The 22,141-nt window shown below is 75.4% G+C and carries 22 protein-coding genes and 1 tRNA gene (1 of these 23 cut by a window edge); 11 read left to right on the plus strand and 12 right to left on the minus strand.

The window, feature by feature from the left end; all coding sequences use genetic code 11:
• Positions 1–444, minus strand: the 5' portion of a protein-coding gene (locus HOP40_RS00020) for a bifunctional copper resistance protein CopD/cytochrome c oxidase assembly protein (RefSeq protein WP_172153799.1). The gene continues 1,740 nt to the left of window position 1, outside the view; the window shows 444 of its 2,184 coding nt (coding positions 1–444); its start codon is at positions 442–444; its stop codon lies off the left edge, out of view.
• 49 nt (positions 445–493) lie between these two features.
• Here HOP40_RS00020 and HOP40_RS00025 point away from each other — a divergent pair, with 49 nt between their 5' ends.
• Complete coding sequence (locus HOP40_RS00025) at positions 494–1,084, plus strand: hypothetical protein (protein ID WP_172153800.1); 591 nt, start codon at positions 494–496, stop codon at positions 1,082–1,084.
• 31 nt (positions 1,085–1,115) lie between these two features.
• Here HOP40_RS00025 and HOP40_RS00030 read toward each other — a convergent pair whose 3' ends face one another.
• The gene (locus HOP40_RS00030) at positions 1,116–1,916 is read right to left on the minus strand and encodes a PP2C family protein-serine/threonine phosphatase (RefSeq protein WP_172153801.1); all 801 of its coding nucleotides are present in this window, start codon (positions 1,914–1,916) and stop codon (positions 1,116–1,118) included.
• A gap of 121 nt (positions 1,917–2,037) precedes the next feature.
• Here HOP40_RS00030 and HOP40_RS00035 point away from each other — a divergent pair.
• Both HOP40_RS00035 and HOP40_RS35335 read left to right on the plus strand, forming a co-directional pair.
• A tRNA-Arg gene (locus tag HOP40_RS00035) sits at positions 2,038–2,114 on the plus strand.
• A 157-nt stretch (positions 2,115–2,271) separates the two neighbouring features.
• A complete protein-coding gene (locus tag HOP40_RS35335) occupies positions 2,272–3,318 on the plus strand; it encodes a hypothetical protein (protein ID WP_205347032.1) in 1,047 nt (348 codons plus the stop codon).
• 10 nt (positions 3,319–3,328) lie between these two features.
• On the opposite strand, the gene HOP40_RS00045 is transcribed toward HOP40_RS35335, so the two are convergent.
• The gene (locus HOP40_RS00045) at positions 3,329–3,853 is read right to left on the minus strand and encodes a DUF1360 domain-containing protein (RefSeq protein ID WP_172153802.1); all 525 of its coding nucleotides are present in this window, start codon (positions 3,851–3,853) and stop codon (positions 3,329–3,331) included.
• A gap of 151 nt (positions 3,854–4,004) precedes the next feature.
• Here HOP40_RS00045 and HOP40_RS00050 point away from each other — a divergent pair, with 151 nt between their 5' ends.
• Positions 4,005–4,901, plus strand: a complete 897-nt coding sequence (locus tag HOP40_RS00050) for an SDR family oxidoreductase (RefSeq protein WP_172153803.1) — start codon at positions 4,005–4,007, stop codon at positions 4,899–4,901.
• Positions 4,902–4,976: 75 nt separating this feature from the next.
• On the plus strand, positions 4,977–6,200 hold the full coding sequence (locus HOP40_RS00055) for a PP2C family protein-serine/threonine phosphatase (RefSeq protein WP_172153804.1): 1,224 nt from the start codon (positions 4,977–4,979) through the stop codon (positions 6,198–6,200).
• Between the two features lie 19 nt (positions 6,201–6,219).
• Here the strand turns inward: HOP40_RS00055 and HOP40_RS00060 are convergent, their stop codons facing one another.
• From HOP40_RS00060 to HOP40_RS00090, 7 genes are all read right to left on the minus strand, one after another.
• Positions 6,220–6,849, minus strand: coding sequence for a helix-turn-helix domain-containing protein (locus HOP40_RS00060; protein WP_172153805.1), 630 nt, complete (start codon positions 6,847–6,849; stop codon positions 6,220–6,222).
• Positions 6,846–8,018, minus strand: a complete 1,173-nt coding sequence (locus HOP40_RS00065) for an NAD(P)/FAD-dependent oxidoreductase (protein WP_172153806.1) — start codon at positions 8,016–8,018, stop codon at positions 6,846–6,848. The genes HOP40_RS00060 and HOP40_RS00065 overlap by 4 nt, the downstream gene beginning before the upstream one ends.
• Entirely contained in the window at positions 8,015–9,307 is a 1,293-nt protein-coding gene (locus HOP40_RS00070) for an FMN-binding glutamate synthase family protein (RefSeq protein WP_172153807.1), read from the minus strand. The genes HOP40_RS00065 and HOP40_RS00070 overlap by 4 nt, the downstream gene beginning before the upstream one ends.
• A gap of 1 nt (position 9,308) precedes the next feature.
• Positions 9,309–9,977, minus strand: coding sequence for a glutamate synthase (locus HOP40_RS00075; RefSeq protein WP_172153808.1), 669 nt, complete (start codon positions 9,975–9,977; stop codon positions 9,309–9,311).
• The gene (locus HOP40_RS00080) at positions 9,965–10,825 is read right to left on the minus strand and encodes a class II glutamine amidotransferase domain-containing protein (RefSeq protein ID WP_172153809.1); all 861 of its coding nucleotides are present in this window, start codon (positions 10,823–10,825) and stop codon (positions 9,965–9,967) included. Before HOP40_RS00080 ends, HOP40_RS00075 begins: the two co-directional genes overlap by 13 nt.
• Positions 10,825–12,099, minus strand: coding sequence for a type III glutamate--ammonia ligase (gene glnT / locus HOP40_RS00085; protein ID WP_172153810.1), 1,275 nt, complete (start codon positions 12,097–12,099; stop codon positions 10,825–10,827). The genes HOP40_RS00080 and glnT overlap by 1 nt, the downstream gene beginning before the upstream one ends.
• A 62-nt stretch (positions 12,100–12,161) precedes the next feature.
• Positions 12,162–13,625, minus strand: coding sequence for an aldehyde dehydrogenase (locus HOP40_RS00090; protein WP_172153811.1), 1,464 nt, complete (start codon positions 13,623–13,625; stop codon positions 12,162–12,164).
• Between the two features lie 108 nt (positions 13,626–13,733).
• Here HOP40_RS00090 and HOP40_RS00095 point away from each other — a divergent pair, with 108 nt between their 5' ends.
• The 6 genes from HOP40_RS00095 to HOP40_RS00120 are packed head-to-tail and all read left to right on the plus strand — an operon-like array spanning position 13,734 to position 19,704.
• A complete protein-coding gene (locus HOP40_RS00095; protein WP_172153812.1) occupies positions 13,734–14,051 on the plus strand; it encodes a PASTA domain-containing protein in 318 nt (105 codons plus the stop codon).
• Between the two features lie 38 nt (positions 14,052–14,089).
• Positions 14,090–16,063, plus strand: coding sequence for a copper-translocating P-type ATPase (locus HOP40_RS00100; protein WP_172153813.1), 1,974 nt, complete (start codon positions 14,090–14,092; stop codon positions 16,061–16,063).
• Positions 16,060–16,341, plus strand: coding sequence for a metal-sensitive transcriptional regulator (locus HOP40_RS00105; RefSeq protein ID WP_172153814.1), 282 nt, complete (start codon positions 16,060–16,062; stop codon positions 16,339–16,341). Before HOP40_RS00100 ends, HOP40_RS00105 begins: the two co-directional genes overlap by 4 nt.
• A gap of 29 nt (positions 16,342–16,370) precedes the next feature.
• Entirely contained in the window at positions 16,371–16,577 is a 207-nt protein-coding gene (locus HOP40_RS00110) for a heavy-metal-associated domain-containing protein (RefSeq protein ID WP_172153815.1), read from the plus strand.
• Positions 16,578–16,579: 2 nt separating this feature from the next.
• Complete coding sequence (locus HOP40_RS00115; RefSeq protein ID WP_172153816.1) at positions 16,580–17,512, plus strand: hypothetical protein; 933 nt, start codon at positions 16,580–16,582, stop codon at positions 17,510–17,512.
• Positions 17,509–19,704 (plus strand): heavy metal translocating P-type ATPase, encoded by a 2,196-nt coding sequence (locus HOP40_RS00120; RefSeq protein ID WP_172153817.1) that lies wholly within the window; start codon positions 17,509–17,511, stop codon positions 19,702–19,704. Before HOP40_RS00115 ends, HOP40_RS00120 begins: the two co-directional genes overlap by 4 nt.
• A 699-nt stretch (positions 19,705–20,403) precedes the next feature.
• Here the strand turns inward: HOP40_RS00120 and HOP40_RS00125 are convergent.
• Complete coding sequence (locus tag HOP40_RS00125; RefSeq protein WP_172153818.1) at positions 20,404–20,949, minus strand: FKBP-type peptidyl-prolyl cis-trans isomerase; 546 nt, start codon at positions 20,947–20,949, stop codon at positions 20,404–20,406.
• A 169-nt stretch (positions 20,950–21,118) separates the two neighbouring features.
• A complete protein-coding gene (locus HOP40_RS00130) occupies positions 21,119–22,066 on the minus strand; it encodes an asparaginase (RefSeq protein WP_240157433.1) in 948 nt (315 codons plus the stop codon).
• Positions 22,067–22,141 lie beyond the last annotated feature (75 nt).

The following is a 22,141-nucleotide window of genomic DNA, read 5'->3' on the forward strand; positions in this document are numbered from 1 at the left end:
GGCCAGCTGCGGCACGACCTCGACCAGCAGCCCGACGTCCAGGACGTCGGCGACCGGCCGGCCCAGGGCGTCGGCGACGGTGAGCGGCACCAGCAGCACCGCCGCCGCGACCCACAGCACGCCCGTCCACCCGGCCCTCCGCAGCGCGCGGTAGCCGGCGACGTCGAGGTAGCCCGACTTCTGCGGCGGGGCCAGGAACGCCGCCAGCAGCAGTGCGCCGATCGTCAGCACCATCGCCACCTCGGCGACGGCCCGCACGGCGGGGAGCCCGACGGTCGTCAGCACCCCCGGGTCGGGCAGCCCGAGCGCGACGAGCGGCCGGGCGCCGGACAGCGCGGTGAGCCCCGCGGCCACCAGGACGGCGATCGCCGTGCCCAGCAGGACCAGGCCGGACGACCCGGACGTGCGCGGTGGGGCGGCGGTCTCGACGGGGGTCTGCGCCATGGCGTCCAGGCTAACCGCCGTGGCGGTCCCCGCCCGGCAGACTGCGGGCGTGACCGAGGTGTTCCTGGACGCGCTCGACGGCGGTGACGCCCGCGCGTGGGCGGCCGCGCCCGTGCGCGACCTCGAGCCGGTGCTCCTCCCCCGCGTCGTCGACGGGCGCCTGGACGTCGACACCACCGTGCGCGGTGCCGCCGCCGGGATCGTGCTGCTGCTCGTCCTGCACCGCACCGCCGACGTCGACGCCGCCTTCGCCGACCTGCGCCGCGCGCTGCGACCGGGCGGCACGCTCGTCGTCGTCACGCCGTCGGTGTCGGCGCGCTCGGTCGCGGACCTGCGCTGGCGCGGCGTGCTGCGGCCGGTGCACCGCGGGCCGTGGCGGCACCGCTCCGCGCTCGACGACGCGTCCTGGCTGCTCACCGCGGCCGACTTCGCCGTGCTCGGCGACGACCGCGTCCCGTTCGCCCTCCCCCTGCCCGACGCCGCGGCCGCCCGCCGCGCCGTCGACGCCCTGCCCGCCGCCGGGATCTGGCCCGACCTCGCGCCGGACGTCCGGGCCGAGCTCGCGCAGCGCCTGGCCGAGCGCGCCGGGCCCACCTGCCGGCTGCCGGTGCCGCTGCGCCGGCTCGTCGCGCGCCGGTAGGGCCGGCGCGGCGGGCCGCCGGCGGCGTGCGTCAGTCCGCCGGAGCAGCCGCCGCGGCCCCGACCAGCTCGGGACCGGCGTCGGACACCGGCTCCTCGCTGTCGACGACGTCGGCGACCACGCACGTGATGTTGTCGGGCCCGCCGCCCTCGTTGGCGAGCTCGATCAGCCGGTCGACCGCGGCCTGCGGCTCGGCGGACTCGGCGAGGACCCGCTGGATGTCGGCGTCGCCGAGCACGGCGGTGACGCCGTCGGAGCACACGAGGTAGCGGTCGCCCGCCAGCGCCTCGTGGTGGAAGAGGTCGGGCTCGACGGTGTTGCCGTCCTGCAGCGTGCGCATGAGCATCGAGCGGCGCGGGTGCTCCGCGGCCTCCTCGAGCGAGATGCGCCCCTCGTCGACGAGGGCCTGCACCAGGGTGTGGTCACGGGTCAGCCGCAGCAGCTCGCCCCCGCGCAGCAGGTACGCGCGGGAGTCGCCGACGTGCAGGATCCCGACCCGTCCGCCGTCGAACAGCAGGGCGACGACCGTGGTGCCCGACCCGCGCAGCGCGGTGTTCTCCCGCGCCAGGCCGGTGAGCCGGTCGGCGGCGGCGGTGACGGCCCTGGCCAGCACGCCGAGCAGGTCGAGACCCGCCAGGTCGGTGCCGGCCAGCTCCGCGTCGAGATCGGCCAGGGCTCTCACGGCGACGGAGCTGGCCACCTCACCGTGCGCGTGCCCGCCCATGCCGTCGGCGACGGCGAGCAGGCGCGGACTCGTGACCGCGGAGTCCTGGTTCAGCGGACGGCGCCGACCGACGTCGGACCCGGCCGCCGAGCGCAGCGTCAGGGGCATGTGCACACCTTCTCACGAGGTCAACTTCCACCACCACGACGACACCCTGACGGGCCCCTGCTCGGCGCGCGGGGTGCGCGGTGGTCCCGCTACGCTCGCCACGGGCGGTTCGTCCGGCCCGGCCTCCGTAGCTCAGCTGGATAGAGCAAGAGCCTTCTAATCTCTAGGTCGCAGGTTCGAGTCCTGCCGGGGGCACCAGGTCAGAGACGTGATCGACGTCGACGACCGCCACCCGCGTTCCCCCGGCCGCACCGCACCCGGCTACGCCGACGGGTCGTCCTCGACCTCCTGGACGCCACGGCCCGGATCACCTACACACAGCACGGACGATCCGACCACCCATCGAGGGGGCGCGATGACGGACGCGGCGGGGGTCTCGCGCGGTAGCGGCCGGGTGGACGTGGCCGCCGCCGTCTGCCTCGTGTGCGGCGTCCTGGGGGCCGTGCTCGCCGGCTACCTCGCGGGGTCGAGCGGGGCCGCCGGCGTCTATCCGCACCCCGTGCCGGGCTCCGCAGCCCTGCAGATCGTGCTCGCCCTCTGCCGCATCGGGCTGCTGCTCGGGCTGCTGTCCCTGTGGTCGAGCGGGGTCGTGGCCGGATCCCGGCGTGCCCGGCTCGCCCTCTGCACCGCGGTGGCCGCACTGGCCGGGCTCGCGGTCGCCGAGGGCGTGGCGATCTCGGTGCCGGTGTCGGCCTCCGGCGCGACACCCCGGGCGTTCGCCGTCGTCTACGCGGTCTACACGGTCGTCCTCGGGATCGCGCTGCTGGTGCTCGGTGCGGAGGTGGCGCGCGACGGGACCTGGCAGGGCCCGCGGCGGTGGCTGACCGCGGTCCTCGGCCTGTGGCTGCTGGTCGCGGTGGTCCCGGCGCTCGCGTTCGCGCCCACTGCGGCCGGCTGGGCGGTGGCGGTCTGGTTGCTGCTCTTCGCACTGCTGGGACTGGTGCTGGTGCGGCGACCCCGGCCGCCCGCGGCCGAGCGCGCGGGGAGGCCCGCCCGCGCCTACGCCGTGGTGACGTGGGTCTACGTCGCCGCGTTCGGGAGCTCGAGCGTCCCCGTCGTGGCGTCGCTGCTCGAGTCCGGGCAGCTGCCGTCCTTCTTCGGGGTCTTCCGGATGTACGGCGGCCCGTGGTCGGTGGAGGCCCCGCCCCGCACGCTCCTCGTGCTCGCCACCGCCTTCCTGGTCCTGACCCTCGCCGCCGCGTGGGCGGCCGGCCTGGTCCGCCACGGGTCGCGCGCCGGCGCGGTGCTCGCCGCCGTCCTGCTGCCCGTCGAGGCGCTGTTCTGGTACGGGCTCTCCCTGCCGATCCCGTGGCTGCTCGGAGTCGCCCGCCTCCTCCTGCTGGTCGCGGCGTGGCGGTCCGTGGGCGGGCAGGTGCCGCCGGAACCGAGGTCCGCGCTGTGAGCGGCGCCGCTCAGCCCGCGGCCCGCTGCGCCCGGGCGTAGGCGAGCTGCAGGAAGTCGGCACCGGTCAGGGCCGTGAGCGTCGCCGTCACCAGGCGGGTGGGCCGGGGGGCGAACACCACGCCGACCGCGAATCCGGTGGCGATCCACACGTCCAGGCAGAACGGGCAGGTCAGGAGCTCGCCGACGGAGTGGCGCAGGCCGCCGGTGTCGCGCACCTCCTCCATCACCTCGGCCGGTCCGCCCCGGCCCGCGTACCGGGTGAACGGCGCCCGCAGCGGAGCCGTGACCGCGTCCTTGGTGATCGTGCGGGAGAGCTTGTGCGTGCCCGCCGCCAGCAGCACGACGTCCCACGGCCGGACGTCGGCCGGCGCCCGGCGCCCGGTGGCGGCCGCGACCCCGGTGGCGGTGGCGACGAGCGCACCGAAGACCCCCATGACCCGCGCGTACCCCGCGAGGGGCCGGTCCTGGTCACCGCTGTAGGCGGCGGCGTGCTGCCGCGCCCCGTCGGCCACCTGGTCCCGCAGCCCACCCATGTCCCGTCCCCCTGTCCGGCCGCCGCGACCACCGCGGCCCGCGACCGACTACCCGGGGCCCGTCCCGCTACACCGGGGCGCAGCGGGAAGAGGCGGTGTCGCTCGGCCCCGACGGGGAACCCCGCGCCGGCACCCACACCGAGGAGGCCCCGTGACCCAGGACCAGTTCACCCAGCAGGACCCGACCGAGCAGCACGCCGCACCCGGCAGCGGCGACCGGACGGTCGAGCACCCCGGCCGCACCGCCGACCTGGACGTCCGGCCCGACCACGGCGAGCAGACCTACCGCGGCACCGGCCGGCTCGAGGGCAGGAAGGCCGTGATCACCGGCGGCGACTCGGGCATCGGCCGGGCGGTGGCGATCGCGTTCGCCCGCGAGGGCGCCGACGTCCTGATCACCCACCTCGACGCCGAGAAGGACGACGCCGAGGAGACCGCCGGCCTGGTCCGCGAGGCGGGCCGGACCGCGCTCGCGGTGGCGGCCGACCTGACCGACGAGCAGACCTGCCACGACGTCGTCCGCCGGGCGGTCGAGGAGTTCGGCCGGATCGACGTCCTCGTCAGCAACGCCGCCTACCAGATGTCGCAGTCCGACGGCCTCGCCGGCATCACCACCGAGCAGTTCGACCGCGTCATGAAGACCAACGTCTACGCCCTGTTCTGGCTGTGCAAGGCGGCGGTGCCGCACATGCCCGCGGGGTCGTCGATCATCACCTCGTCGTCGGTCCAGGCGTTCCAGCCCTCCCCGCACCTGCTCGACTACGCGACCTCGAAGGCCGCGATCGTCAACTTCACCAAGGGGCTCGGCCACGACCTCATCGAGAAGGGGATCCGCGCCAACTCGGTCGCGCCCGGACCGGTCTGGACCCCGCTGATCCCGGCCACGATGGACGAGGAGAAGCTCGAGTCGTTCGGCGCGCAGGCCCCGATGGGCCGGGCGGCCCAACCGGCGGAGCTGGCGCCCTTCTACGTCTTCCTGGCCTCGCAGGAGTCGAGCTACATGACCTCGGAGGTGCTCGGCGTGACGGGAGGATCGCCCATCACCTGAGCCGCGACCGACGTGCGGCGACGCGGAGGAGCGCGAGGCGGTCCGCGCCCGGCCCGCCACGGCTAGGGTGCGCGCATGTCCGTCCTGCCGCCCGCGACGACCGACCTGCGGGCACTCCTGGAGCACGCCGAGGCCGCCGCGCCGACGCGGGCCGTCGAGGTCGTCACGCACGCGCTGGCGGAGATGGTCGGGGCCCGGCAGGTGAGCTTCCTGATCGCGGACCTCAGCGGCCGGGCGGTGGTCCGCTTCGGGCACACCGGCGTCCGGGACGCCCGCGGCCGCGAGACCCTGCAGCTCGACGGCACGGTCTACGAGCAGGTACTGCGCACCCAGCAGGCCGACCTGAGCCGGCTCGGCGACGGGGCGCAGCTGATCCTGCCGGTGACCGACCGCGGCGACGCCATCGGTCTGCTGGAGCTGCTCCTGCCCGACTACCCCACCGAGCAGGTCGTCGCCGACGTCGTCGCGGCCGCGCACGCGCTGGCCTACATCGTCGTGGCCAACCGCCGCCACACCGACCTGTTCGAGTGGGGCCAGCGCTCGACGCCGTTCTCCCTCGCCGCGGAGATCCAGCGGCGGCTGCTGCCGAGCTCGTTCACCTGCGAGGCGGGGCAGTTCACGGTCTCCGCGTGGATGGAGCCCGCCAGCTCCGTCGGGGGCGACACCTTCGACTACGTCCTCGGCGAGGACGCGCTCCAGCTGTCGATCACCGACGCCGCCGGGCACGACGTCGCCGCCGCGCTGCTGGCGACCCTGCTCGTGGGCAGCCTGCGCAACGGCCGCCGGGGCGGTCTCACCCTGCTCGAGCAGGCCTGCGGCGCCAACGACGCCCTCGCCGCGCACTCCACGGTCGGCCAGTTCGTCACCGGCCAGCTGGTCCGGATCGACCTGCACTCCCGGTCGGCCACGGTCGTCAACGCGGGGCACCCGTTCCCGCTGCGCCTGCGCGAGGGCCGGGTCGAGGAGATCGAGCTCGACATCGACCTCCCCTTCGGCATCGAGGCGGGACGGACCTACCGGCTGCAGGAGTTCCCCATCGCGCCGGGCGACCGGATCGTCTTCGTCACCGACGGGATGCTGGAGCGCAACGCGGCGGCCGTCGACGTCGCCGACGTCCTGGCGCACAGCGGCGACCTGCACCCCCGCGAGGTGGTGCGCGCGCTCGGGGCCGCGGTGCTGCGCGCGACGGGGGGCGAGCTGCGCGACGACGCCACCGTCATGTGCCTGGACTGGTACGGCGGGCCACCGCGCCTGCGCGACAGCACGGCCGGTGCGAGCCGGAGCATCGCCTCGCCCTGACCGCGTACCACCCGGTGGGTCAGGGCTCGCCGTCGCCGTGCGCCACCACCGAGAGGAAGCGGATCGGGAGCTCCACCAGCTCCTGCGGACCGTGGACGCCCTCGCCGTCGAGCTGCAGGGCGTCGCCGGGGCGCAGCGTGTAGGCGCTGTCGCCGTGGCCGTAGACCATCTCGCCCTCCAGCATGAACAGCAGCTCCGTGCCCGGGTGCTGGAACAGCGGGAAGACCTCGCTGCGCTCGGTGAGCGTGACGAGGTGGGCCTCCATGCGCTTGTGCGGGCCGCGCAGGGCGCCGAGCAGGGTGTAGTCGTGGCCGACGCGAGTGCCGCGGGCGGTGATCCGCGCCCCCGAGCCGGCCGGGGTGTGTACGGCCTCGCGCGGGGTGTCGGCGCCGCGGAACAGCGCGGTGGCCGGGACGTCGAGCGCGGCGGCGAGGCGGGCGAGCGTCGTGAGGCTGCAGGAGGTCTGGGCGTTCTCGATCTTCGACAGCATCGGCTTGGAGATCCCCGCCCGGGCCGCCAGCTCGCCGAGGGTGAGCCCGCCCGCGAGGCGGTGGCGGCGGACCTGCACCGCGATCGCCCGCTCCAGCACGCCGTCGGACGGCGCGGGCTCGTCGACCTCCCGCGCGGCCGGGCCGTGGTCGGGCCTCACCGCATCTCGCCCGCGCCGACGTAGGGGTGCGGGCTGCGCAGCGGCGCGCCGTCGGCGAACCGGGTGAGCGGGAACGGCGTGGGGCCCCCGTCGACGACGAGGCGCGCCACCAGCTCCCCCACCGCCGGGGAGATCTTGAAGCCGTGTCCGCTGAACCCCGCGGCGACCAGCAGGCCCTCGACGCCGGTCGGGCCGATCACCGGGTTGTAGTCGGGCGTGACGTCGTAGCAGCCGGCGTAGGTGCGGCTGACCGCCGCGTCGGGCAGCCCGGGGAAGCGGTGCGCGATCTTCTCGACGGCCCGCTCCAGCTGCGCGGGCTCCGGCCGGTCGGAGTAGTGGTCGGGGTCGGCCGGGGCGGGACGGCTCAGGTCGGAGTTGCCGACGAGCAGCTCACCGCTGGGCTCGGAGCGCACGTACTGCAGCGACACGAGGTCCGAGAGCACCGGCACCCCGCGGACGTCCACCCCCGGCGCGACGAGGACGAGCTGCTCGCGGTGCACCGTGACCGGGACGTCGACTCCGAGCGGGGCCAGCAGCCCGACCGACCACGGCCCGGCCGCGACCACCACAGCGCGGCTCGCGATCTCCTCCCCCGACGCCAGCCGCACGCCGGCGACGCCGGACCCGTCGACGAGCACCTCCGCGACCGGCGCGCCCTGCCGGATCCGCGCCCCGCCCCGGCGCGCGGCGGCCGCGAAGGCCTGCGCGGTGCGGTAGGCGTCGCCGTAGCCGCCGCGGGGCTCCCAGCCGAACGCGGCGGCGTCGTCGAGGCGGGCGGTGGGCCAGAGCGCGGCGACGTCGTCGCGGGAGATCCGGCCGGTCTCGACGCCCACCGCGCGCTGGGCGGCGAGGTTCGCGTCCAGCGCGTCGACGTTGCCCTCCCCCACGGCGACGACGTACCCGGTGCGCACGAAGCCGACGTCGTCGCCCAGCACGTCGAGCGAGTCCTCCAGCACGCGCAGGCTCGACCACGCCATCTCCGCGAGCACCGGGATCCCGTAGTGGCAGCGCACGACGCCGCTGGACTTGCCGGTGCCACCCGAGCCGACGGTGTGCCGCTCGCACACGACGACGTCGGCGACCCCGCGGGCGGTGAGCGCCCACGCGGCGGCGGCGCCCTCGATCCCGCCGCCCACGACGACGACGTCGGCGGTGTCGGGGGCGCTCACGTGCCGGGGATCCAGTTCGTGCCCGCGAGCGGGACCCGCGCCATCGCCGCCGCCTCGATCGTCAGCGCCACCAGGTCCTCGGGCTCCAGGTGCCGCAGGTGCGCCTTGCCGCAGGCTCGGGCCAGGGTCTGCGCCTCCATCGTGAGCACGCGCAGGTAGTTGGCGAGGCGGCGGCCGCCCTCGACCGGGTCGAGGCGGGAGGCGAGGTCCGGGTCCTGCGTGGTGATGCCGGCGGGGTCGCGGCCGTCCTGGTAGTCGTCGTAGAAGCCGGCGCCGGAGCCGAGGTCGGCGTACTCGGCGGCGTAGCGCGGGTGGTTGTCGCCCAGCGCGATGAGCGCGGCGGTGCCGATCGCGACGGCGTCGGCGCCCAGGGCCATCGCCTTCGCCACGTCGGCGCCGGTGCGGATGCCGCCGGAGACGACGAGCTGCACCGTGCGGTGCAGCCCCAGCTCGCGCAGCGCCTGCACGGCCTGCGGCAGCGCGGCGAGCGTCGGGATGCCGACGTGCTCGATGAACACCTCCTGGGTGGCCGCCGTGCCGCCCTGCATCCCGTCCAGGACGACGACGTCGGCGCCCGCGGCCACCGCGAGCTTGACGTCGTAGTACGTGCGGCTGGCGCCGATCTTGACGTAGACCGGCGTGCGCCAGTCGGTGATCTCCCGCAGCTCGAGGATCTTGATCGTGAGGTCGTCGGGGCCGGTCCAGTCGGGGTGGCGGCAGGCGCTGCGCTGGTCGATGCCGGGGGGAAGGGTGCGCATCCCGGCGACGCGGTCGGTGATCTTCTGCCCGAGCAGCATCCCGCCGCCGCCGGGCTTGGCGCCCTGCCCCAGGACGACCTCGATGGCGTCGGCCTTGCGGAGGTCGTCGGGGTTCATGCCGTAGCGGCTGGGGAGGTACTGGTAGACGAGGTGGCGCGACTGGCCGCGCTCCTCGGGCGTCATCCCGCCGTCGCCGGTGGTGGTGGACGTGCCCGCCGCCGACGCCCCGCGCCCCAGCGCCTCCTTCGCCTGCGCCGACAGCGCGCCGAAGCTCATCCCGGCGATCGTGATGGGGATGTCGAGGTGCAGCGGGCGGGTGGCGTGGCGGTCGCCGAGGACGACGTCGGTGTCGCAGCGCTCGCGGTAGCCCTCCAGCGGGTACCGGGACATGCTCGCGCCGAGGAACAGCAGGTCGTCGAAGTGCGGGACGGGGCGCTTGGCCCCCCAGCCGCGGATGTCGTAGACGCCGGTCTCGGCGGCGCGCTGGATCTCCGCGATGACCCCGCGGTCGAAGGTCGCTGACTCGCGCATCTCAGTACTCGTTCCCCGCCGTGAAGTGGTAGAGCCGCCGCGCGGACCCGTAGCGGCGGAAGGAGGCCGGGTCGTGGTCGAGCCCGGCGGCCGCGAGCAGCTCCGCCACCTCGGCGCGGTGCTCGTCGGCCATCGGCTTCTCGACGCAGTCGGCGCCGAGCGACGCCACCGCACCGCGCACGTAGATCCGCGCCTCGTAAATCGAGTCGCCCAGCGACTCCCCGGCGTCGCCGCAGACGACGAGCCGTCCGGCCTGCGCCATGAACGCGCTCATCGGGCCGATGTCGCCGCCGACCACGAGGTCGACGCCCTTCATCGAGATCCCGCACCGCATCGACGCGCTGCCCTCGATGACGAGCAGCCCGCCGTGCGCGGTGGCGCCCGCCGACTGCGACGCGTCGCCGCGCACCCGCACGACGCCCGACATCATGTTCTCCGCGACGCCCGTGCCGACGCTGCCGTGCACGGTGACCTCGGCGAGCTGGTTCATGCCGGCGCAGTAGTACCCGGCGTGCCCGCGGACGTCGACGGCGATCGGGTGGTGCAGCCCCGCGGCCACGGCGTGCGCGCCGCGCGGGTTGAGGACCTCGTAGGCGTCGGCGGAGGGGGCGTGCAGCTCGGAGTTGAGCTCCCGCACCGTCGACGAGGCCAGGTCGATCACCGCACCCATGCGTGCACCCGTTCCGGTTCCGGTTCCCAGATCCGCGCGCGGTCGATGCCGGGGAGCTCGGCCAGCGCCCGGAACTCCGACGCCATCGCCACCCACGCGTCGGTCTCGGCGATGATCGCCGGCTTGCACGCGATGGCGTCGCGGACGACGGCGAACCCGTCGGCGCTGGTCACCAGCAGCGTGTAGAAGCCGTCGAAGCGCTCGCAGAGCAGCCGCAGCGCCTTGTCGAGGTCGTCGCCCGCCGCGAGCCGGGAGGCGACGAACCGCGCGCCGACCTCCGAGTCGTTCTCGCTGTCGAACACCACGCCGTCGGCCTCCAGCTCGCGGCGGATCGTGGCGTGGTTGGCGAACGAGCCGTTGTGCACCAGGCACTGGTCGGGCCCGACGGAGAACGGGTGGCAGCCCGACGCCGTGACCGCCGACTCCGTGGCCATCCGGGTGTGCGCGAGGCCCTGCCAGCCCTGGGCGCCGGCGAGGTCGTAGGTGCGGGCGAGGTCGCGGGGGTGGCCGGTGCCCTTGTAGACGGTGAGGTCGGTGCCGGACCCGACGACGAGTGCGCCGCTGCCGCGCACCGCCGCGACCAGCTCGTCGACCGTCAGCGGCGCGGCGACGACGGTGGTGTCCCCCGCGACGGTGACCAGAGCGTCCGGGACGGCCAGGTCGGGCGGGGCGTCCAGCAGCGACACCGCGGCCCAGCCCTCGGGGCAGCGCCTGCGGTCGCCGTACACCGCGACCCCCGCCGAGTCGGGGCCGCGCTCGCACATGTGGCCCAGCATGGTCTCCAGCAGGACGCCCAGGCGCGGGTGCAGCTCCGGGTCCCGCAGGTGCAGACCGACGATGCCGCACATCAGAAGGCCGTCAGGTAGCGGTCGATCTCCCACTCGCCCACCGTGCCGTGCCAGTCCAGGAACTCCGTCCGGGCCCGGTCGGCGACGTAGGCGCACACCCCGGGGCCCGCGGCGTCGAGCGCCCCGCTGACGACGGGGTCGGCGACGAGGGCGTCGACGGCGTGCAGCAGCGTCGGGGCCAGCTCCCCGCCGTCGACGGCGTCGGGGTCGAGGTCACGCGCGACGCCGTCGAGGCCCGCGGCGAGCGTGGCGGCCAGCGCGAGGTAGGGGTTGGCCGAGCCGTCGGCGCCGCGCAGCTCGATGCGGTTGGCGTCGGGGACCCGGACGAGGTGGGTGCGGTCGTTGCCGCCGTAGGTCGCGCGGCGCGGCGACCAGGTGGCCCCCGAGCGCGTCGACGTGGCGCCGGACCGCTTGTAGGAGTTCACGGTCGGCGCGATCACCGCCTGCAGCCCGCAGGCGTGGTCGAGCACGCCCGCGAGGAACGCGCGCGCGAGCGGGGAGAGCCCGCCGTCGCCGGGGAACAGCGCCGTGCCGTCGCGCCACAGCGACAGGTGCAGGTGCATCCCGCTGCCGGTGCGGTCGGTGAAGGGCTTGGGCATGAACGTGGCCGTCATCCCGCGGCGCTCGGCGAGCACCGAGATGAGGTACCGGGCGGTGACGACGCGGTCGGCCGTGGTGAGGGCGTCGGCGAAGGTGAAGTTCTGCTCGAACTGCCCGTTGCCGTCCTCGTGGTCGTTGGCGTAGTTGCCCCAGCCGAGGCGGTTCATCGCGGTGGACACCTCGGTGAGGTGGTCGTACATCCGCGTGAGGCCGCGGGCGTCGTAGCAGGGCTGGGCGGCGGTGTCGCGCGCGTCGGCCGGGCTGAGACGGCCCTCGGCGTCGCGGGTGACGAGGAAGTACTCGACCTCGGCGCCCGCGTGCAGCTCCAGGTCGCCCGCCCGTTCCAGCGCCGCCTTGAGGATGACGCGCGGGGCGTAGGGCCACGGGACGCCGTCGACGTGCGGGTCGCAGTGCACCAGCGCCAGCCCCTCGCGCACCTGCGGCAACGGCGTGTACGTGGCGACGTCCGGCATCGCGACGAGGTCGGGGTCGCTGGGCTGCTGGCCGATCGCGCCGACCGCGTACCCGGCGAACCCGACGCCGTCGGACTCGAACTCGTCGGCCGCCTCGACCGGCACGAGCTTGGCGCACGGCTTCCCGGCGAGGTCGACGAACACGGCGAGCAGGAACGTGACGCCGTCCGCGGCCGCCCGGGCCGCGAGGTCTCCTGACATGAGACGAAGTATCACGCAGAGAAACCCGGAGCGGGTTACGGTGCGGTGAACGGTGCCGCGGGTCAGCCGATGACGAACGGGTCCCGCGTGCCGCCCGTCAGCTCGACCCACACCGACTTGTTCTCGGTGTAGGCCAGCACCGCCTCCACGCCGTTCTCCCGCCCGACGCCCGACTGCCCCATGCCGCCGAACGGCACGCTGGGCGCCACCACGCGGTAGGCGTTGATCCACACCGTGCCCGCCCGGACCTTCGCCGCCACCCGGTGCGCGCGGTGCACGTCCTTGGTCCACACGGCGCCGGCCAGGCCGTAGGGGGTGTCGTTGGCGAGCTTGAGCGCCTCCTCCTCCGTGCTGAAGGTGACGGCCGAGAGCACCGGCCCGAAGACCTCCTCGCGGAACACCGTGTCCGACGGCTTCACCGACAGCACCGTGGGCTGCACGAAGTAGCCGCCGACGTCGGACGCGGCACCGCCGTGGGCCACGGTCGCGCCCTCGTCCTGCGCGGTCCGCAGGTAGCCGAGCACCTTCTCGTACTGCGGGGCGTTGGCGACCGGGCCCATCTCCGTGTCGGGGTCGTTGGGGTCACCGAGCTTGATCGTCGCCGCGCGCTCGGCGACGAGCCGCACGAGCTCGTCGTGCACCGACTCGTGGACGATCAGGCGCGACCCGGCCATGCAGGTCTGCCCGGTGGCCGCGAACACCCCGGCGATCAGGCCGTTGGCCGCGGCGGCGAGGTCGGCGTCGGGGAAGACGATCTGCGGCGACTTCCCGCCCAGCTCGAGCGTGACGGCGTTGAGGTTCTCCGCGGCGGCGTGCGCGACGGCGCGGCCGGTGGCCGTCGAGCCGGTGAACGCCACCTTGTCGACGCCCGGGTGCCCGGCCAGGGCGGCGCCGGTCTCGCGCGAGAGCCCGGTGACGACGTTGAGCACGCCCGCCGGGAACCCGGCCTGCTCGAACAGCTCGGCGAAGCCCAGCGTCGAGGCCGGCGCGTGCTCCGAGGGCTTGACGACGAACGTGCAGCCCGCGGCGAGGCCGGGGGCGAGCTTCCACGTCATGAGCAGCAGCGGGGAGTTCCACGGCGTGATCGCCGCGACCACGCCGACGGGCTCGCGGCGGGTGTAGACGAGGAAGTTCGGGTTCGGCGCGGGGATCTGGCGGCCCTCGAGGGTGGCGGCCAGGCCCGCGTAGTAGTGGTACCAGGAGCCCAGGCCGGTGAGCTGGCCGATCATCTCGCGGTAGAGCTTGCCGGAGTCGTTGACCTCCAGGCGGGCCAGCCGCTCCGCGTTCTCGCCGATCAGGTCGCCGAGGCGGCGCATCAGCGCGGCGCGGGCGAAGCCGGTCAGCGAGCCCCACTCGCCGTCGAGCGCGGCGCGGGCGGCGGCCACGGCGGCGTCGACGTCCTCCGGGCCGCCGTCGGGCACCTCGGCCCACGGCTGCCCGGTGTAGGGGTTCTCCGACTCGAACGTCCGGCCCGAGGCCGCGTCGACCGCCCGACCCCCGATCAGCATCCGGAACCGTTCGGTCATGCCGTCCTCCTCGCCGTGCGGGTCTGCGCGGGGGACGTTACGAGGCGCACCGGACCCGCGCACGTGTACCCGGCGGTAACACCGGAGGTACGTCCCCGACATACAGGCGTGACCCGACGCCGGATCGTCCCCGCCCTGCTCACGGTGCTGTGCCTCGCGGTGCTGGGCGCCGCCGGTTGCGCCGGGAGCCCGACGTGGGAGATGCCCGACGTCGTCGGCGTCGACCTGCAGTCGGCCCAGGACACGGTGCAGGTCCTCACGAGCTTCGGCGTGCCGGTCACCTCGCACGACCGCACCGGCGCGAACCGGATGCAGGTCGTCGACGAGGAGTGGCGCGTCTGCGACCAGACCCCGGAGGCCGGCACCGACCTCACCGAGGACTCGATGATCGATCTCGGCGTGGTGCGGCGGGACGAGGACTGCTAGGCGGGAATACCCCCGGGGGGTATGCAGTTCGGGCGGACATGGACCACGAACACGCCGCCCACGATCACGCCGCGCAGTTCCGCGACCGGTTCTGGCTGAGCCTCGCGCTCGCCGTCCCCGTCGTCGCCGCGAGTCCGATGTTCGCCGACCTGCTCGGGTACGCCGTGCCCGGCTGGGCCGCCCCTGTCCCGCCGGTGCTGGGGTCGGTCCTCTACCTCTACGGCGGGTGGCCGTTCCTCACCGGCGCCGTCGCCGAGCTGCGGGGACGGCGCCCCGGGATGATGACGCTGGTCGCGCTCGCGATCACCGTCGCGGCCGGGGCGAGCGCCGCCACCACGCTCGGCGTCGGCGGCCTGATGCTCGACTTCTGGTGGGAGCTCGCGCTGCTGGTCGTCATCATGCTGCTCGGGCACTGGCTGGAGATGCGGGCGCTCGGGCAGGCCTCGGGCGCGCTCGACGCGCTGGCCGAGCTGCTCCCCGACTCCGCCGAGCGCGTCGGCCCCGACGGCGCCGTCATAGCCGTGCCGCTCGCCGCGCTCGCCGTCGGCGACGTCGTCCTGGTGCGCTCCGGCGGCCGGGTGCCGGCGGACGGGACGGTGACCGAGGGGTCCGCCGAGGTGGACGAGTCGACGGTCACCGGCGAGTCGCGGCCCGTGCCGCGCGCCGCGGGCGACCGGGTCGTCGCCGGCACGATCGCCACCGACTCCGCGCTGCGCGTGCGGGTCTCGGCGGTGGGCGAGGACACCGCGCTCGCCGGCATCCGCCGTCTCGTCGCCGACGCGCAGGCCTCGCGGTCGCGGGCGCAGGCCCTCGCCGACCGCGCCGCCGCGCTGCTGTTCTGGTTCGCGCTGGTCTCCGGGGCGCTCACGTTCGCCGTCTGGACGGCGCTGGGCGACGTCGGCTCCGCCGTCGAGCGGACCGTCACCGTCCTGGTGATCGCGTGCCCGCACGCGCTGGGCCTGGCGATCCCGCTGGTCATCGCGCTCTCGACGTCGATGTCGGCCCGCGCGGGCATCCTCGTCACCGACCGGCTCGCGCTGGAGCGGATGCGTTCCGTGGACGCCGTGCTGTTCGACAAGACCGGCACCCTGACGCGCGGCGAGCCCGCCGTCGTCGCCGTCTCCCCCGCACCGGGCGTCGACCGGGCCGAGCTGCTCGCGCTGGTCGCCGCGGCGGAGTCGGACTCCGAGCACCCGCTGGCCCGCGCGGTCGTGGCCGCGGCGGCGGACGTGCCGCCCGCCCGCGACTTCCGATCGCTGACCGGACGCGGCGTCCGGGCCGTCGTCGACGGGCACGAGGTCGCCGTCGGCGGTCCCGCGCTGCTGCGCGAGCTCGGACTCGCCCCGCTCGACGCCGCGTTCCCGGCGGGCGCCACGGTGCTGCACGTCGTCCGCGACGGGGTGGTGGCCGGGGCGATCGCGCTGGCCGACGCGGTCCGTCCGGAGTCGCGCGCGGCCGTCGACGGGCTGCACGCGGCGGGCGTGCGGGTCGTCCTGCTCACCGGCGACGCCCGGGACGTCGCGGAGGCCGTCGGGGCGGAGGTCGGCGTCGACGAGGTCGTCGCCGAGGTCCTGCCCGCCGACAAGGACGCCGCCGTGACGCGGCTGCAGGAGCGCGGGCTGCGGGTGGCGATGGTCGGCGACGGCGTCAACGACGCCCCCGCGCTGGCCCGCGCCGACGTGGGCATCGCGATCGGGGCGGGCACCGACGTCGCGCGGCGCTCGGCCGGGGTCGTGCTGGCCTCCGACGACCCGCGCGCGGTGCTCGCCGTCCGCCGCCTGTCCACCGCGGGCTACCGGAAGATGGTGCAGAACCTGGTGTGGGCCACCGGCTACAACGTGCTGTCGGTGCCGCTGGCCGCGGGCGTGCTCGCGGGCGTCGGGTTCGTGCTGCCGCCGGCGGCCGCGGCCGTCGCGATGAGCCTGTCGACGGTGGTGGTCGCGCTGAACGCGCAGCTCCTGCGCCGGGTCGATCTGCGTACCCTACCCCCCCAGAGTATGGTGGAGTCGTGAACGGATACGCCCAGGACAAGGACGCGTACCTCAAGCGCATGAAGCGCATCGAGGGCCAGGTGCGCGGCATCGCCAAGATGATCGAGGACGACAAGTACTGCATCGACGTGCTCACGCAGGTCTCCGCCGCCACCAAGGCCCTCGAGGCCGTGGCGCTGGGCCTGCTCGACGAGCACCTGCGCCACTGCGTCACCGAGGCCGTGGCGCAGGGCGGGCAGGCGGCCGACGACAAGGTCGCCGAGGCCAGCGCGGCCATCGCGCGCCTGGTCCGCTCCTGACTCCCCCACGCAGCGAAGGAAGAGATCGCATGACCGAGCACACCTGGACCGTCACCGGCATGACCTGCGAGCACTGCGTCGCGTCGGTCACCGAGGAGATCACCGAGATCGACGGCGTCACCGCCGTGGCCGTGGACCTCCCGACCGGCGCCGTCACCGTCCGCAGCACCGCCCCCCTCGACGAGGACGCCGTGCGCGCCGCCGTCGTGGAGGCGGGGTACGTCGTGGCCGTCTGACGATGCGACCCGCAGTCACGCTGACCGCCTACGGTGCGGCGCTCGTCCTGGTCACGGCCGGGGCGTTCGGCGTCGGATCCGCTGTCGGTCCCCCGGTCGCCGCGGCACCCGCCGCAGCGGCCCACGGGGACGCTCACAGCGGCACCGTCGCGGAGGCACCGGGCCTGCCCGCCGGGCTGGCCCGCACCGAGCACGGCTACACGCTCGACCCGGCCGCCACCACCCACACCGGTGGCCCGTTCGCGTTCCGGATCACCGGTCCCGACGGCGCCCCGGTCACCGCGTTCGACGTCGAGCACGAGAAGCGGATGCACCTGGTCGTGGTGCGCCGCGACGGCACCGGCTTCCGGCACGTCCACCCCGAGATGGCGGCCGACGGCACGTGGACCGTGCCGCTGGACCTGCCCGAGGGCGGCAGCTACCGCGCCTTCGCCGACTTCGCCCCCACCGGCGGCGAGCCCGTCACCCTGGGCGTCGATCTGGCGGTGCCGGGCACGTTCACGCCCGTCGAGCACGCGCCGAGTCGCACGGCGGAGGTCGACGGGTACACCGTCACCCTCGACGGCGAGCTCACGGCCGGGCAGGCGTCGCCCGTCACGCTCACCGTGACCCGCGACGGCGCGCCCGTCACCGACCTCGACCCCTACCTCGGCGCCTCCGGCCACCTCGTCGCGCTGCGCGGGGGCGACCTCGCCTACCTGCACGTGCACCCGTCGGACGGGCCGCCCGGGCCGGCGATCGGGTTCGTCGCCGAGGTGCCGAGCGACGCCGTCTACCGGCTGTTCCTGGATTTCTCCCACGGCGGGGTGGTGCGGACGGCGGAGTTCACCGTGCCGACGTCGGGGACCGCGGCTGGTCCCGTCGCCCCCGTCGCCCCTGTCGCTCCTGTCGATCCCGAACTGCTGCCGCACTCGCACGAGGAGGCACCCCGATGAGCACGGCGCCCCCCGTCACCGAGATCGAGCTGGCGATCGGCGGCATGACCTGCGCGTCCTGCGCGAACCGCGTCGAGCGCAAGCTCAACAAGCTCGACGGCGTCACCGCCAGCGTCAACTACGCCACCGAGAAGGCCCGGGTGCAGGCGCCCGGCGGCGTCGACCCGGCGGCGCTCGTCGCGCAGGTGGAGGCGGCCGGCTACACCGCCGTGCTGCCCGCCGACGACCCCGTGCCCGCCGAGGAGGCCGACCCGCTGCGCGAGCGGCTGATCACCTCGATCGTGCTGACGGTGCCGGTCGTCGCGCTGTCGATGGTGCCGGCGTGGCAGTTCACGTACTGGCAGTGGATCGCGCTGGCGCTGTCCGGCCCGGTCGTCGTGTGGGCGGCGGCGCCGTTCCACCGCGCGGCCTGGACCAACCTGCGCCACGGCGCGGCCACGATGGACACGCTGGTGTCGATGGGCGTGCTGGCCGCGTTCGCGTGGTCGCTCTACGCCCTGCTCTGGGGCACCGCGGGCACGCCCGGGATGGTGCACCCCTTCGAGCTGACGATCGCCCCGAGCGACGGCGCCGGCAACATCTACCTCGAGGTCGCCACCGGCGTCACGACGTTCCTGCTGGCCGGGCGCTGGTTCGAGGCGCGGTCCAAACGGCAGGCCGGGGCGGCGCTGCGGGCGCTGCTGGAGCTGGGGGCGAAGGACGTCGCCGTGCTGCGCGACGGCCACGAGGTCCGGGTGCCGACCGACGCGCTGCGCGTCGGCGACCGGTTCGTCGTGCGTCCGGGCGAGAAGATCGCGACCGACGGGGTCGTCGAGGACGGCAGCTCCGCGGTCGACGTGTCGATGCTGACCGGCGAGCCGGTGCCGGTCGAGGTCGGGCCGGGCGACGCCGTCGTCGGGTCGTGCGTCAACTCCGGCGGGCGGCTCGTCGTGCGCGCCACCCGGGTCGGCGGCGACACCCAGCTCGCGCAGATGGCGAGGCTCGTCGAGGAGGCGCAGAGCGGGAAGGCGCAGGTGCAGCGCCTGGCCGACCGCGTGTCCGGGGTGTTCGTGCCGGTCGTCATCGCGCTGGCCGCGGCCACCCTGGGCTTCTGGCTCGGCACCGGCGCCGGCGCGGCGACGGCGTTCACCGCGGCGGTCGCGGTCCTGATCGTCGCCTGCCCCTGCGCGCTCGGGCTGGCCACGCCCACGGCGCTGCTGGTCGGCACCGGGCGCGGCGCGCAGCTGGGCATCCTGATCAAGGGCCCGGAGGTGCTGGAGTCGACCCGCCGCGTCGACACCGTGGTGCTCGACAAGACCGGCACGGTCACGACCGGCCGGATGGCGCTGGTCGGCGTGCACGTCGCCGACGGGGTCGACGCCGACCTCGCGCTGCGCCTGGCCGGGGCGGTGGAGGCGGCGTCGGAGCACCCGGTCGCCGCGGCCGTCGTCGCGGGGGCGCGGGAGCGGGGGCCGCTGCCCGCGGTCGATGCGTTCGCGAACGTCGAGGGGCTGGGCGTGCGGGGCACCGTCGACGGCCGCGAGGTCGTGGTCGGGCGCCGCGCGCTCGTCGACGCGCCCCTGCCCGAGGTGCTGGAGACCGCGCTCGGGGACGGCCGCACCGCCGTCGTCGTCGCGGTGGACGGGGAGCCGTGGGCGGTGCTCGTCGTCGCCGACACGGTGAAGCCGACCTCGCGCGAGGCCGTCGCGCAGCTGCGCCGCCTCGGCCTGCGGCCGGTGCTGCTGACCGGCGACAACGCCACCACCGCGCACGCGGTCGCGGCGGAGGTCGGGATCGACGAGGTGATCGCCGAGGTGCTGCCGGCCGACAAGCTCGACGTCGTCAAGCGGCTGCAGGACGAGGGCCGGGTCGTCGCGATGGTGGGCGACGGCGTCAACGACGCGGCCGCGCTCGCCCAGGCCGACCTCGGCCTCGCGATGGGCACCGGCACCGACGTGGCGATCGAGGCCAGCGACCTCACCCTGGTCCGCGGCGACCTGCGGGCCGTGGGCGACGCCATCCGCCTCTCCCGCCGCACGCTGGGCACGATCAAGGGGAACCTGTTCTGGGCGTTCGCCTACAACGTGGCGGCCCTGCCCCTGGCGGCGTCCGGGCTGCTGAACCCGATGATCGCGGGGGCGGCGATGGCGTTCAGCTCGGTGTTCGTGGTGGCCAACAGCCTGCGGTTGCGGGGGTTCCGGGCGGCGGGGTGATGCGTCCGGCCGCTCACCCAGACCCGCGAGTCGGGGTCTCGTTGCGAGTGTGTCGGGGTGGTGGTGCGGACCTGGTGGCACTGCGCCGACGGGGCCGTGCGCGGACGGGCGCCGGCCGTCCGGCTGCGCCGGGCCCTCACGATCCCCGTGATCGTCGGGAGTGCGCCCTGACGGCCCTCCCGACGATCACCACCCGGGTCCGGCCCCGCACCCGTCGCGTCACCCCCGGTCTGCTTCTCGTGTCCTGCGCACGACGAGAGGTGCGCAGGACGCCAGGAGGTGCGCAGGTCGCCGGGTCGGCGACGGGCGCCCGGCCGGCGCCGCCCTGGATCGGCGACGGCGTGCGGCGGGGCGGTGATCGCCGGGAGTGCGACGTCACCGTCTCCGGCGGGGCCGTGGTGGTGCGGTGTCGACGATCACCGGCGTGTGATCACCGGGACCGCGCCACCAGCGCCCTCGGCGCGACCGCCAGGGCGCACTCCCGATGATCACTCGCTGGGGCGTCGGTCTCGGCGTCCCGCACCCCAGGCCGCCCACCGCCAGCCCGTGATCACCGGGAGTGTGACGTCACGGTCTCCGGCGGGGCCGTGATGATGCGGTCTCGACGATCACCGGCGCCTGATCACCAGGACCGCACCACACGGTCCCCGGAACGACCGCCACGTGACACTCCCGACGATCACCGCTGGATAGAGCGCGTCAGCTGATCCCGACCAGGTCCACGACGAAGACGAGCGTGGCGCCGGCGGGGAGGCCGGGAGGCGGGTTGTCGCCGTAGGCCAGGTCCGGGGGCATCACGATGACCCGCCGGCCGCCGGGCGCCATGCCCTCGATGCCCTGGGAGAAGCCCGGCACGACCCGGTCGAGCGGGAACTCGATCGGGTCGTCGCCGCGCGACCAGGAGCTGTCGAAGACCGAGCCGTCCGACCAGAGCGTCCCGGTGTAGCGGACCTGCACCGTGTCGGCCAGCGTCGCCGCCGCGCCCTCACCGACGACGACGTCCTCGGTGAGCAGCTCCGTCGGCGGGGCGCCGGTGCCGGGTCCGGCCTGGGTCGGGGCGGTGAGGTCCGTGGGCTCGCCGGTGAGGCCGGGGACGCCGCCCTCGGGCCCGGCGGGTGCGGCCGCGGTCGCGGCGGCCGACGGGGCGGCGGACGGGGACGTGGCGGTGGGGGCGGCGGTCTCGGCGGCGCCGCCGCAACCGGCGAGCGTCACGACGAGGAGTGCGGGGAGCAGGAGCCGTCTCATCCGGCCAGCAGACCAGACACGGCGGTCGTCACCGCAGCCGGGCCCGACTCGCGCGCAGCCACACCGCGACTCGCGCGCATCGAGACCGCGACTCGCGCGCATCGAGACCCCGACTCGCGCGCAGCCACACCCCGACTCGCGCGCAGCAGGACCGCGACTCGCGGGCCGGTCACCGCAGGACCGCCCGCACCTCCCCCACCGGCTGTCCCCCACCCAGCACCGGACGGCGGCCCAGCGCCTCGGGGACGTCCGCACCCAGGGCGCGCAGGGCCTCGGACACCACCACCGGCAGCGGGCGGGCCGCACCGTCGAGCACCTTGACCGCCACCGCGCCCCCGTCGGGCAGCGCCGCCGCGAACACGCCCTCGGCCCCGTCCTTCGCCACCAGCCCGGGGACGCCGGCCATGAGGGCGCTGACGTCGCGGCCCAGCCCACCGACCCACTCCGGGTGCGCCGACATCGCCGCCGCCACCCGGTGCTCGGGCGTACCGGGCGCGGCGAGGACCAGCCGCGCGAACGCGTGCGCGAGGCCGGTGAGCGTGCACGAGTACAGCGGGGCACCGCAGCCGTCGACGGTGACGTGCTCGGCCTCGTCGCCGGTGAGCTCCTGCACCGTCACACGGATCGCCTCCTGCAGCGGGTGCGCCGGGTCGCGGTAGCCGTCGACGGGCCAGCCCGCCCCGACGCAGGTCGCGATCATCGCGGCGTGCTTGCCCGAGCAGTTCTGCGCGAGCGACGACGGCCCGAACCCGTCGGCCCGCCAGGTCGCGCCGACGTCCTCACCGAGCGGGAAGGCGGGGGTGTTGGCCAGGTCGTCCTCGGTGCGGCCGGCGCCGGCCAGGATGCGGCGGACCCCGTCGACGTGGCGCGGCTCGCCCGAGTGGCTGGCGCAGGCGAGGGCGAGGAGCTCGCCGTCGAGGTCGAGGCCGGTGCGCAGCATCGCGACGGCCTGCACGGGCTTGAGCGCGGACCGCGCGAAGACGGTGGCGTCGGGGTCGCCGCGGTGCAGCACGACCGCGCCGCCGCCGTCGAGGGCGACGAGGTGCCCGCGGTGCACCGACTCCACCGCTCCGCCGCGCACCACATGGGCCAGGGCCTGCGCCCGATCGTCGATCACGGGCCGGGACGCTACGGGAGCGCGACGGATTCCTCCGAACGGCCACGGGGACGTGGCCGGCTCCGTACGGTCCGC

It is taken from the genome of Pseudonocardia broussonetiae, assembly GCF_013155125.1.
Lineage (GTDB): Bacteria > Actinomycetota > Actinomycetes > Mycobacteriales > Pseudonocardiaceae > Pseudonocardia > Pseudonocardia broussonetiae.